The organism is Pontibacter virosus (assembly GCF_003096355.1).
Lineage (GTDB): Bacteria > Bacteroidota > Bacteroidia > Cytophagales > Hymenobacteraceae > Pontibacter > Pontibacter virosus.
The window spans coordinates 178,024-189,251 of record NZ_QEKI01000003.1; the positions used below are offsets into that span (position 1 = coordinate 178,024).

Annotated in this window: 11 protein-coding genes; 4 read left to right on the forward strand and 7 right to left on the reverse strand. The window is 52.0% G+C overall.

The features are described 5' to 3' along the window. Positions 1 to 2 precede the first annotated feature (2 nt). Both C8E01_RS06030 and C8E01_RS06035 read right to left on the reverse strand, forming a co-directional pair. Positions 3 to 1,457 carry an aldehyde dehydrogenase (NADP(+)) gene (locus tag C8E01_RS06030; protein WP_116542460.1) on the reverse strand — a complete coding sequence of 485 codons (1,455 nt, stop codon included), beginning with the start codon at positions 1,455 to 1,457 and terminating at the stop codon, positions 3 to 5. Continuing rightward, on the reverse strand, positions 1,444 to 2,367 hold the full coding sequence (locus tag C8E01_RS06035; RefSeq protein WP_116542461.1) for a dihydrodipicolinate synthase family protein: 924 nt from the start codon (positions 2,365 to 2,367) through the stop codon (positions 1,444 to 1,446). Before C8E01_RS06035 ends, C8E01_RS06030 begins: the two co-directional genes overlap by 14 nt. 124 nt (positions 2,368 to 2,491) lie before the next feature. Between C8E01_RS06035 and C8E01_RS06040 the strand changes: the two genes are divergently transcribed. Then, a complete protein-coding gene (locus tag C8E01_RS06040; protein ID WP_116542462.1) occupies positions 2,492 to 3,376 on the forward strand; it encodes an AraC family transcriptional regulator in 885 nt (294 codons plus the stop codon). Positions 3,377 to 3,477: 101 nt separating this feature from the next. Here the strand turns inward: C8E01_RS06040 and C8E01_RS06045 are convergent, their stop codons facing one another. Continuing rightward, positions 3,478 to 3,669 carry a cold-shock protein gene (locus C8E01_RS06045; protein WP_007659836.1) on the reverse strand — a complete coding sequence of 64 codons (192 nt, stop codon included), beginning with the start codon at positions 3,667 to 3,669 and terminating at the stop codon, positions 3,478 to 3,480. 227 nt (positions 3,670 to 3,896) lie between these two features. After that, positions 3,897 to 4,664, reverse strand: coding sequence for a S1/P1 nuclease (locus C8E01_RS06050; RefSeq protein WP_116542463.1), 768 nt, complete (start codon positions 4,662 to 4,664; stop codon positions 3,897 to 3,899). Positions 4,665 to 4,823: 159 nt separating this feature from the next. On the opposite strand from C8E01_RS06050, the gene C8E01_RS06055 reads away from it, so the two are divergent. The 3 genes from C8E01_RS06055 to C8E01_RS06065 all read left to right on the forward strand — a co-directional run bounded on the left by C8E01_RS06055 (position 4,824) and on the right by C8E01_RS06065 (position 7,750). Next, positions 4,824 to 5,960 carry a DmpA family aminopeptidase gene (locus tag C8E01_RS06055; protein WP_116542464.1) on the forward strand — a complete coding sequence of 379 codons (1,137 nt, stop codon included), beginning with the start codon at positions 4,824 to 4,826 and terminating at the stop codon, positions 5,958 to 5,960. Beyond that, on the forward strand, positions 5,944 to 6,801 hold the full coding sequence (locus C8E01_RS06060) for an aminotransferase class IV (protein WP_116542465.1): 858 nt from the start codon (positions 5,944 to 5,946) through the stop codon (positions 6,799 to 6,801). Before C8E01_RS06055 ends, C8E01_RS06060 begins: the two co-directional genes overlap by 17 nt. A gap of 127 nt (positions 6,802 to 6,928) precedes the next feature. After that, positions 6,929 to 7,750, forward strand: a complete 822-nt coding sequence (locus C8E01_RS06065; RefSeq protein WP_116542466.1) for a phosphatase PAP2 family protein — start codon at positions 6,929 to 6,931, stop codon at positions 7,748 to 7,750. A 39-nt stretch (positions 7,751 to 7,789) separates the two neighbouring features. On the opposite strand, the gene C8E01_RS06070 is transcribed toward C8E01_RS06065, so the two are convergent. From C8E01_RS06070 to C8E01_RS06080, 3 genes are all read right to left on the reverse strand, one after another. Beyond that, positions 7,790 to 9,061, reverse strand: a complete 1,272-nt coding sequence (locus C8E01_RS06070; RefSeq protein WP_243409449.1) for an SdiA-regulated domain-containing protein — start codon at positions 9,059 to 9,061, stop codon at positions 7,790 to 7,792. 77 nt (positions 9,062 to 9,138) lie between these two features. Beyond that, positions 9,139 to 10,413, reverse strand: coding sequence for a sensor histidine kinase (locus C8E01_RS06075; protein ID WP_116542467.1), 1,275 nt, complete (start codon positions 10,411 to 10,413; stop codon positions 9,139 to 9,141). Beyond that, on the reverse strand, positions 10,413 to 11,087 hold the full coding sequence (locus C8E01_RS06080) for a response regulator transcription factor (RefSeq protein WP_116542468.1): 675 nt from the start codon (positions 11,085 to 11,087) through the stop codon (positions 10,413 to 10,415). The genes C8E01_RS06075 and C8E01_RS06080 overlap by 1 nt, the downstream gene beginning before the upstream one ends. Between the last annotated feature and the right edge of the window lie 141 nt (positions 11,088 to 11,228).

Here is an 11,228-nt window from a genome sequence, read left to right on the forward strand (position 1 = left end):
GCTTAAATGCTGTCCTTTGTAAGCTGCCCGTTTACTGTGCGCCAGATCTGCTGCGGGTTCTCATCTTTCAACTCTACTGGTAGCAGTTCCTGAGGCGACGACTGAAAGGTAACAGGCCGGGCAAAGCGCTTGATAGCGTAAGTGCCAACGGATGTGGAGCGGCTGTCAGTAGTGGCAGGGAAAGGACCACCGTGTGTCATGGCATGGGAAACTTCCACTCCGGTCGGTACCCCAGAGAAGAGCAGTCGACCACATCTTTCGCGCAACAGGTCTACCAGCTTTTCTGATTTCTGCAGCTCCTGGTCCGTCCCCCATAGGGTGCAGGTCAGCTGCCCTTGCAGTTTGCGGGCCACCTGCTCCAGTTCTTCCTGGTTTTCATAGGTCACGACCATGGCATAAGGACCGAACACCTCCTCCTGGAGTGTCGGATGCTGCAGCCATTGCTGGGCGGTTGTCTTGGCCAGCGCCGCGCCGCCTGTCAGTAGATCCTCAGCCGGCGCCAGGATCATTTCTACGCCCTCGTGTGTGCGCAGGCCTTTTAAATTTTGATAGTAATTACTGCAGATGGTTTCGTGAAGCATTTTTTCGGCCGGGGCGTCCCGCAGTTTTTCTGCAAAAGTTTCCAAGAAGGTATGGTCCGCTTCTGAGGCAGGGTAGAAGACGAGTCCGGGACAGGTACAGAACTGCCCCACGCCGAGCAGTACCGATTGTGCCGCCAGCCCGGCCAGTAGCGCTCCATTACCAGCAGCTTTTTCCGGAAGCACGAAGATTGGATTCACGCTACCCATCTCAGCAAACACAGGTATAGGCACTGGGCGTTGACAGGCCAGGTCGAAGATGGCTTTACCGGCTTTAAAAGAGCCTGTGAACGCAACCGCCTTTGCCTGCGGGTGCTGCGCGAGTTGCTGCCCGACGTCTGCGCCACCGCTCACATGCTGGAAGATGCCTTCGGGCAGTTCGCAGCGTTGCAGGGCTTTCTGGATGGCGCCATATACCAGCAGCGATGTTTTGGGATGGGCGGGATGCTCTTTGTAAATGACCGGACAACCGGCAGCCAGGGCAGAGGCTGTATCGCCGCCAGCCGTGGAGAAGGCTAGCGGAAAATTGCTTGCCCCAAATACCACCACCGGTCCCAGCGGTATCAGCATGCGCCGCAGGTCCGGACGAGGTATAGGTGTGCGGTCAGGTATAGCGGTATCGATGGTCGCCTCCAGCCAGCTGCCTTCCTCCACCAGCGAAGCAAACAGTCGCAGCTGACCTACAGTACGGCCGCGCTCGCCGGTTAGCCTGGCGAGTGGCAGGTTCGATTCCTGGTGCGCGGTTTCCAACAGTTCATCGCCCAGTTGCTCAATTTCTTCGGCGATGGTGCGCAGCAGTTCTGCTTTGGAGGAAGCAGGCAGCTTCTTATACCTGACGAAGGCTACGTCGGCTTTCGTGAAAATCTCAGTGTAAGGCATGGGCAGATTCCGTTAAGTTAGGTATGGCCGGACGATTGCGAATGCTTTCGTCGATGATGGCCAGCACGCGTTCTCTCTCTTCGCCTATCAGCGGCAGACGCGGTGCACGCACATGCTCGGTACCCAGCCCTACCTGCTGCTCGGCCAGTTTGATGTTCTGTACCAACTTAGGTACGATGTCGAGCTCCAGAAGGGGCAGGAACCAGCGGTAAATGGCAAGGGCTTCCTGTATACGGCCTGCCTGCACCAGTTTATAAATAGCCACCGTCTCTTTCGGGAAGGCGCAGACAAGGCCAGCTACCCAACCGTGTGCCCCCATCAGCAGACTCTCCATCGCCAGGGTGTCTACCCCGCAAAGTATCTTAATCCGGTCGCCGTAACGGTTGATCATGCGGGTAACATTGGAAATGTCACGGGTCGACTCCTTCACCGCCTGTATGTTGTCATGCTGAATTAGCTCGTCAAAGATCTCCAGCGTGACCTGTATCTTATAGTCTGTGGGGTTGTTGTAAATCATGATGGGAAGGGAAGTGCTCTCAGCCACAGCCTTAAAATAGGTCACCACCTCACGGTGGTCGGCCACGTATCGCATGGGCGGAAGCAGCATCAACCCTTTCGCTCCGATGGCCTCAGCCTCCCTGGCCCGGTTTACCGCTTCGTGTGTTGCGCCTTCGGCAATGTTGAGAATGACGGGTACATTGCCACCTACATGCGCGATGGTGCGCTCGGTCAACTCCTGTTTTTCGGATGTAGTGAGCACACTTGCCTCGCCCAGGGTGCCTCCCAGAATGATGCCATCGACACCTGCCTCCAACTGCGCATCCACGTTGAGCAGAAATGTTTCATAGTCAATCGCTCCGTCCGTATAAAACTTGGTGGTGAGGGCAGGGTATACGCCGTTCCAGTTCATAAGCTTGTCTTTTTTATCAAATGTAGCTTACCCAATGCCCCTTGTCTTCCACTGGATTAATGAATACTGATAGTATATTGACCAATAGCTGGCAGATTTCTGGTAAAATGATTAATATGGTATTATGAAAAAGGTGATCCCGTTCAAAATCCCCAAGTCGAGCAAAGAGTTCGTGCGCTTTCAGGAAGACCGGCTGCCCTACTTCTATGACAAATTGCACCAGCACCCGCAGATTCAACTGAGCTGTATTCTTAGAGGGGAGGGAAAACTGCTTGTGGGCGATTACCTGGGGCGCTTCAAACCGGGTAACATCTTCCTGCTGGGCCGTGACGTGCCGCATGTTTTCCGCAGCGACAAGGTATACTACGATGCCGATACCCAGCTGGAGTGCCATGCTCTGACCGTGTTCTTCGAAATAGAAGCGTTGGGACAGTCTTTCTGGGAAGCGGACGAACTGCAGGAGGCCCGAGCTTTTCTCGGCAAACTGAAAGGATGCTACCAGGTGCAGGGAATTAACCAGGCTGTTTTTGTTCGACAGATAGAGCAGCTAAGAGGAAAAACAGGGCTAAACAAGATGCTGGCAGGGCTGCAACTACTGCATGTGCTTCTGCAAGAGGCCAGGCTGGAACGATTGAATCTCGATGACCAGGTACAGGACCTGTCGGAGCGGGAGGGCAGGCGCATGGACCAGGTGCTGCACTTTTTGATGGAGCACAGCTACCGGGCTATACCACTGGAGGAAGCGGCAGCCGTGGCTAATCTGAGCCGGGAGGCATTCTGCCGTTTTTTTAAGGAGAGGACCCGCAAAACGTTCACGGCTTTTCTGAACGAGATACGGATTGGCAACGCCTGTCAGCTGCTCCTGCAGGAAGATGCGACGGTTGCGAGTGTAGCGTACGGAGCAGGATTTTCCAATCTATCGCACTTCAACCGGGTGTTCAAAAACCAGATCGGTTGCTCCCCCAAGGTATACCGCCAGTCGGGTAGGGCAGAGTTGCAGCTTCGCTAATTGACGGCTATTGCTTCGCTAACTGACGGCTATTATAAACGATAAAGGGCCCCGCGATAGCGGGGCCCTTTATTTGATTTTACGCTTTATATATAACCAGACTAAGCCAGTTTCACATTTACCGCGTTTAGTCCTTTTTTACCTTCTTTTACTTCGAATGTTACTTCGTCGTTTTCTCTGATCTCGTCGATCAAACCTGTTACGTGTACGAAGTACTCTTCGTTTGTTTCACTGTCTTTGATAAAACCGAAACCTTTGGTTTCATTAAAGAATTTTACTTTTCCGTTACTCATGATATGTTGTTGTTAATACATGTTAGACACTGCATAACGGTAAAACGTTCATAGTATGTTGCAAGTTTTTGCTAAAAACTTTAAAATATTGCCTTTCAGCGTCCTCAGGGCCTATTATTTTTTTCAAATTCCTACACTATAGGCGTAGCCAATGAACGGGAGGTATAAAAAAAACCGGCAACAGGGAGCTGCTGCCGGTTTTCATTAAGGTATAAACGTTGTACAGTTTAGCCGTAGATCTCGTTAAGCAGACCAGCCAGGCGAACACCTGCCTGCAGGATGCGCTGCTCTACCGTGCTGAAGTTGTCGTAGCTGTAGCGGTAGCCCAGACGGCCATCTTGCGGTATGCTGTATACCTGCTCTCTCAGCTGAACCGACTCGTAGGCCCAGTCACGCACGCCTGTAGACTGCCAAGTTTTTACCTGCTGTTTTGAAGGTGTTCCCACGAAATGGGCCAACTCAGAATAACTCAGGTTTTTGCCTTCGATCATGTCGGTGTCCCATACCCTGTGCAGGTTGGATGGCTGTCCGAACCACTGCAGCTTCACGGCATTTCCGCCCGAGTCTCCTTCTTTACCCACGTGCAACGGCTGGTGCAGATCGCCTACCAGGTGCACCAAGTATTTGAGGTACTCTTCTTCCTGCTTTTCTGTCAGGTCGTCGGCTTTCAGGGCGGCTACCAGTTCTTCAATCTTCATGATGATGTCGCCGTTCGGGTTTTTCGCGGTCTGCTCGTACTTCATACCACCCGGTACAGTTACCCAGTGCCAGTCATGGGTATGGTCGTACACCGAATCCGACTTGATATCGTCCATCCAAACTGACACCTCTGCCAGGGAATTATCTGCCAGAATTTTGCTAATCTTCTTCTGCGCTTTCTTCTTCAGGTGCTGCTCCGCTATCAGGCCGACGGCACGGTGTCCATTTTGTCCCCAGGCCATGGCCTGTGTCACAAACAGGGGGATAAATAGCAGAATACAAACTATTTTTTTCATCGATAAAATTATTGGATTTTAGATGCTGCAAAACAAAGGCTTTTTTGCGTAATTGTGTAGTTCAAAGGCCATTTCTTTTAAAGAATCGCTTTTCAGACCTTAAAGTTCAGTGGCATGCGGCGGCTGTTACGGTTCCTTTTTCTGATACAAATCTCTGGTATGAAAATACTCCTTACAGGATTCCTCATGATGGCAGTGCTGGTAAACGCGAGCGGGCAGGAGCGCAAACGCGCCCGCGACTACGGTATCCGGATCGGGGTGCTGCAGCCGGGTGCGCACAATGCCATTACCGATGTGGCGGGGCTGCGGGTGGGGCACACTACCCTTGTGCAGGGAGATAAGGTCCGGACCGGGGTCACGGCCATCCTGCCGCATGACGGCAACCTCTTTCAGAATAAGGTGCCTGCTGCAGTATATGTGGGCAACGGTTTTGGCAAACTGGCCGGCAGCACACAGGTGCAGGAACTGGGCAACTTAGAATCTCCCATCATTTTGACAAACACCCTGGGGGTCGGGACAGCCATGAACGCGGTGGTTGGCTATACCTTGCAATTGCCTGGCAACGAAGCCGTACAGTCGGTAAATGCGTTGGTAGGCGAAACGAACGATGGTTACCTGAACGACATCCGGGGCAGGCATGTAAAGGAGGAACACGTGCTGCAGGCGATCAAACAGGCTGCTGGCGGACCGGTAGCTGAAGGCAATGTAGGAGCAGGTACGGGCACCGTTTGCTTTGGGTATAAGGGCGGCATCGGTACAGCATCGCGCAAACTGCCCGCTAGTCTGGGCGGCTATACCGTGGGCGTGCTGGTGCAGAGTAATTTCGGCGGCGTGCTGCAAATCGACGGCGTGCCCGTGGGGGAGGAGCTCGGACGCTTTTCGTACAGCAAGCAGGTGTTGGAAAGTGCGGATGGCTCTTGTATGATCGTGATTGCAACGGATGCGCCAGTAGACGCCCGTAACCTGGAGCGGATCGCCAGTAGAGCTATGCTGGGCCTGGCTAAAACCGGCGGCATTGCTTCCAATGGCAGCGGTGATTATGTGATCGCGTTCTCCACCAATGAAGGTTTGCGTATACCTTACAGTTCAGACCAAAAAACACAGACGTTCACCCTGCTCCGAAATGACGAGATGTCGCCACTTTTCATGGCTACCATTGAAGCAACAGAAGAAGCGATCATCAATTCGCTTTTCCGGGCTGAAACGATGAAAGGCCGTGACAGTAACACCATCGAAGCGCTCCCGCTAGAACCCGTTATCAAACTATTAAAGAAACACAATGCCATCAAACGATAAGCTTTTTGCCTACAACCTGGGCCAGATCGTACCTCTGAGCGAGGCGCGACTGCACATCAGTGACCTGTCCGTACAGCGCGGCTATGGGGTATTCGACTTTGTGAAAGTGCAGCAGGGCTATCCGCTGTTTCTAGACGATTACCTGGACCGTTTCTACCAGTCGGCGCAGCTGATGCACTTGGAGGTGCCGCTGTCAAGGGATGAACTGAAGCAGGTGATAGCTGAGCTGCTAGACCGTAACCAATTGCCAGAAGCGGGCATGAAGATGATCCTGACCGGTGGCTACTCCGAGGATGGCTTCACGCCAATGAACCCCAACCTGCTCATCACGCAGCTTCCACTCACGCTGCCTTCCGCTGAAAAAGTGGCGAAGGGCATTCCGATTATGACGCACGACTATGTACGAGAAGTGCCTGAAGTGAAAACGATCAACTACTCCATGGGTATACGCCTGCTGCAGGAGCAAAAAGCCGTTGGAGCAGAAGAGGTGCTGTATGCTAAGAATGGGATTGTTTCGGAATTTCCGCGCTGTAACTTTTTCATCGTAAAGCATGATGACACCGTGGTGACGCCTGCTAAAAATATCTTAAAGGGCATCACACGCAAAAATGTGCTGACGCTGGCTGGTCGCAGGTATAAGACCGAAGTGCGCGACATCCGATTAGAGGAAGTGCTACAAGCCAGGGAGTGTTTTCTGACCAGCACTACCAAGCGCGTTTTGCCCATCGTGCGGGTCGATGACGTGTTGATCGGCACAGGCAAGCCGGGTGATGTGAGTCTGCAGTTGTTGCAGGATTTAAAAGACCTGGAAGGAGAGCAGGTGGCCGCCGCCAGGCAGTAGTATAATGGCAGCAGCCTGATAAAAATAAAAAAGCCGCTATCTAACTGATAGAAGGCGGCTTTTTTTTTAGTATAACTCAGAATTTCTTCAGAATTGGCTGGTATATAGTACATAAAAGGCTTGTACTATGAAGAAATACGTTTACAGCTTGCTCCTGAACTGGCTGTTTCTCCCCCCGGTGTTGGCTAACCAGCCTGAAAGTGCCATTCTCCACATTCCTGATACTACTGTTGTTGAACAACTAGCTGACACGACAGCGCAAACTGCCGATAACAGAAAGCTGAGTGTGCTTGCCAGGAAAGCAACTGTGCCTGTTTTGCTGATCGGGTTGGGTGTGACCCATATGGACGATGAAGGGCTTTTTGAAGGAAGCCGTGGCCTGCGTCGGGTCGTACAGCGCGGATACACCAATTACTCTACCACCGTAGACAATTACCTCTACCACACGCCTCTGGTCCTGACGGTTGGGCTAAACCTGGCGCGTGTAAAGGGCGAGCATCATTATGCCGAACAAGCCTTGCTGCTGGGTATGACGCACTTCGTGAACCGGGTGATTACGAACAACCTCAAAACGATCACAGCCATTAACCGGCCGGATGGCTCCAGCGATGATGCCTTTCCGTCGGCCCATACCAGCAAGGCTTTCGCCTACGCTACTTTTTTTCACAAGGAGTATGGCAGCCGCAGCATCTGGTACAGCATAGCAGGGTATTCCGTAGCCACTGCCACCGGTACACTGCGCATCCTCAACGACCGGCATTGGCTATCCGATGTGCTGGCCGGGGCTGGTATAGGGATTTTGTCCGCTGAAGTTGTATACCTGGTTTACCCCAGGCTGCAGGAAATCGTAGCCCATAGCTTCCATAAAAAACAGCAAAATCAACTGATCTTTATGCCTTACTACAGTGGCGGGGCTGGTGGTATCGCCCTGGTATGGCAGCTTCGCTAAAAAAAATCGCCCGGCACGAATCATGCCGGGCGATTGCTCTTACCGGATGCCTTTGGTGTATTTCAAAATAACTCCTTTTCCTTTCTTGCCTCCCTCGCTGGCAATGTACATGGCACCGTCCTGATCAAAGGTCAGTCCCTCTGCTTGCCGGAGTTGAGACTCGTCCAGTTCTAAGGTTCGGGTGAGTTTCCCATCCTCGGTCATGGTATAGAGTCGGTTGTTAACCGCATCGAGCAGGTATAGCGCCTTGCTGGTCGGGTGCTTTTCGAGTGAGGATGGCTGTAGCACATCATACGCAGACTTCTGCTTTTTACTCTTCTTCGGCGCCTCTACCTGATCCAGAGAAATGTTGATGACTGGCTCTGGTTGGAATTTCTTGGCGTCCAGGGAAAAAGCATAAATGGCTTTCTGATTTTTCAGGTTAGGATCGTGCCCTTTGGGTGCCAGCAGCAGTCGGTTTTGCTCCTGGTCATAGGCCAGCCCCTCTATGTTGATCGTGGCTGGAAAGGAGGCTTCGTATACCTTAACAGTTGGGTTTTGACTGCTGAATCCGCCGACTTCGAAGAGGGCACCGTCACTGCGCACAATGTAGGCATCCTCCCCGGCCACTGCTATCCCTTCGTAGTCGCCAGGTCCGGCAAAGGGAATCTCTCTGATCACTTTTTTCTGTTCAAGGTCATAGACAAAGATCTTTCCTTCTTCATCCTGCACACAAGCCATGCTTCCGTCGGGGAGCAAGGAAATGCCTGACACTTCACGCAGTTCGGCAGGCAACTCCCAGCGGCTGTCTGCCATACCCAGGTCATCCGGGGTAGTTTCATTACTCGTCAGTGGCAGGAGAGAGGCGGACTGTTTCAGAACTTTAGCAGTGTTTGCCGACTGCTCCAGCAGTTCGCCTGCTTCATTGTAGCGCAGCCAGATGTCGCGCGTGCCTTTCTCCAACTCCACCACAAAGCTGGTCATGTTATTCTCCTGCACGCGGTGTACTTCCTCTATCTTGTAGTTGTTAAACTCCTGCTGCAGCTTTGCCACCACGCTTTTCGGGAGGTACTGTTGTTCAATCTCCTCGGTATAACTCAGCAAGGTGCCGTCTTCTAGGAAAAGTGCTTTCCGCTCCCGACCACTGATCTCGAATTCAGCCTCGTACAGACTGTCCATTCGATCCCAGTCTACCCGTTTGATGGTGGGGTAACTTTCTACAAATTTGACCTTTACGGCATCCGGTACGTTTCGGGCAGACCAGATCTGGTCGCAGCTGCTCAGGGTTGTGCCCGCCACAAGCACCATGGCCCATAAATAAGTATGTTTCATTTTAAGCTTCATAATTCTTTTGTGTTTCTGATAAGGTATACAGACCGAATTTGAAGCAATTCTGAAGAAAGGCGATTTCAGGAAACATTTTTTTGAAACTTCAGTCGCAGCACGTGTAAGCCCTCTTCATAGGTATAGGAAGGTTGCAGTTGGTATAGCTCGCTGATCTTGCTCACCAGTGCCAGGCCAATGCCCATCGATCCGGAAAGCTTGCTGCCACTTCTGAAGCGCTCAAACAAGGTGACCGGTTCTTCCTGCAAGGGTTCGCCGGAGTTCTTGATGCAAAGCTCATCTGCCTTTAGGCTGATCCGGATAATGCCGCCTGTGCTGTTGTGCCGGATGGCGTTGAGCAGCAGATTGGAAATAAGAATCTCACACAGGCCAATGTTCATTTCTACAAAAACGGGCTGCATGTCTTCAATCTCTACCTGGATGTCATGCATCAGCATCATTTCCTGCAACTGGTCGAGTTGCTCCTGCAGCAGTTCGTGTAGGGGGATGACCTCGTTCTCTGAAAACTCCCTGTTCTCGATGCGGGTCAGCAGGATGAGAGAGCGGTTGAGTCGCGACAGCCGGTTGATGGAGGCATGCATCTCTTCCAGCATGGCTGCCTGAGCCGGCGTCAGGTTATCGGACTGCATGAAGAGCTCCAGTTTGCTGCTCACAATGGCCAGCGGCGTTTGTATCTCGTGCGAGGCGTTTTCGGTGAACTCTTTCAGGTTGAGGTAGTCGTTGTGGATTTTGCCGGTCATGGCCTGCAGCACTTCATTCAGTTCCTGAAACTCCTGCGTATCGGTGGGTTTCAGGAGTAACGGTTTTCGCTGGGTCAGACTGTAGCGCTTGGCCCGCTCAAGCGTGTCATAAAAGTTGCGCCAGTTGTATTTGTTGATGAAGTAGTTCACCCCGGCTAGTCCGATGAGCAGCAGTACGAATATCCAGGCCATCGCCAGCATGGTACTCTCAAACAAATCCTCGAAGTCCATCAATGACTTGAGGATGGTGTACTCAAATGGTTTTCCGTCCTGGTAAGTCGTGAAAGTTAACTTGCGGAAAGGCACGTATTCCTCGTCGTAGGTACTAAAGATCAAGGTATCTGAAAGGGCTTCGAGCGCTCCGGCATGGGTGCTGGTTTCCCTGACAATAATGGCTTCCGATATACCAGAGGTCACATTGGGCAGTTCGTTATACCTTCTGATGTATTCAATGATGTTTTCCTTATCTGTAAAGAGCTGGTCATCTACTTCGTCGTAGATCTCGGTCTGCAGGATCTTATAAAAGCTCAGACCTCCCAGTAAAAACACGATAACGGAAACCAGCAGGTAATAGAGACTGGTCTTGGTGAGGATGCGCATCAGAAGCTGAATTTATAGCCCATCCCATACACGGTCGTGATCGGGTCTTCACCACCGGCCTCCACCAACTTGCGGCGCAGGTTCTTGATGTGCGTGTACACAAAGTCGAGTGAATCGAGCGACTCGATGTGGTCGCCCCAGAGATGCTCGGCAATGGAGTCTTTGGTCAGTACCCTGTTTTTGTTGGTGACAAAGTAGAGGAGCAGGTCATACTCTTTTTTGGTTAGGGTGAGCTTGCGACCCTGCACCAGCGCTTCGGCCGACTCCGGAAACACCTCCAGATCTCCGATCTGGATCACCTTTTGACCATTGAAATTACGACGCCTGATAACGGAGCGTAGCCTGGCATTGAGCTCTGACAAATGAAAAGGTTTGGTGAGATAGTCGTCTGCGCCAAGTTCCAGTCCTGTGATTTTGTCGTCGAGGGCGTTTTTCGCTGAAATGATGATGATGCCCGTATCCGGACTGTTCTTCTTGAGCGATCGCACCAGGTCCAGCCCGTTGCCGCCTGGTAGGGTCAGGTCTACCAGCACACAGGTATAGTGGTGGTTAGCTAGCATGCGGGAGCCATCGTGGTAGTTTAGGGCTGTATCGCAGGTATAGCCACCCTGTTGCAGGTAAGCGACCATCGACACATTCAGGGCTTGTTCGTCTTCTATTATCAGGAGTTTCATCCGATCTGCTTGTTTCACGAAGTATACGGAAAGAATCTGAAGACAATCTGTTTCGCCAGGCAAGTATAGGACGTAGGCTATGTATACGGCCAGAGGTATACCTGATGCAGGTATCTTAGAACACTAAAGCTGAATTATCTT

Excerpts from the sequence above, each read along its gene's own strand:
- C8E01_RS06030 (WP_116542460.1), bottom strand. The coding sequence starts at position 1,457 with ATGCCTTACACTGAGATTTTCACGAAAGCCGACGTAGCCTTCGTCAGG.
- C8E01_RS06035 (WP_116542461.1), bottom strand. The coding sequence starts at position 2,367 with ATGAACTGGAACGGCGTATACCCTGCCCTCACCACCAAGTTTTATACG.
- C8E01_RS06040 (WP_116542462.1), top strand. The coding sequence starts at position 2,492 with ATGAAAAAGGTGATCCCGTTCAAAATCCCCAAGTCGAGCAAAGAGTTC.
- C8E01_RS06045 (WP_007659836.1), bottom strand. The coding sequence starts at position 3,669 with ATGAGTAACGGAAAAGTAAAATTCTTTAATGAAACCAAAGGTTTCGGT.
- C8E01_RS06050 (WP_116542463.1), bottom strand. The coding sequence starts at position 4,664 with ATGAAAAAAATAGTTTGTATTCTGCTATTTATCCCCCTGTTTGTGACA.
- C8E01_RS06055 (WP_116542464.1), top strand. The coding sequence starts at position 4,824 with ATGAAAATACTCCTTACAGGATTCCTCATGATGGCAGTGCTGGTAAAC.
- C8E01_RS06060 (WP_116542465.1), top strand. The coding sequence starts at position 5,944 with ATGCCATCAAACGATAAGCTTTTTGCCTACAACCTGGGCCAGATCGTA.
- C8E01_RS06065 (WP_116542466.1), top strand. The coding sequence starts at position 6,929 with ATGAAGAAATACGTTTACAGCTTGCTCCTGAACTGGCTGTTTCTCCCC.
- C8E01_RS06070 (WP_243409449.1), bottom strand. The coding sequence starts at position 9,061 with ATGAAACATACTTATTTATGGGCCATGGTGCTTGTGGCGGGCACAACC.
- C8E01_RS06075 (WP_116542467.1), bottom strand. The coding sequence starts at position 10,413 with ATGCGCATCCTCACCAAGACCAGTCTCTATTACCTGCTGGTTTCCGTT.
- C8E01_RS06080 (WP_116542468.1), bottom strand. The coding sequence starts at position 11,087 with ATGAAACTCCTGATAATAGAAGACGAACAAGCCCTGAATGTGTCGATG.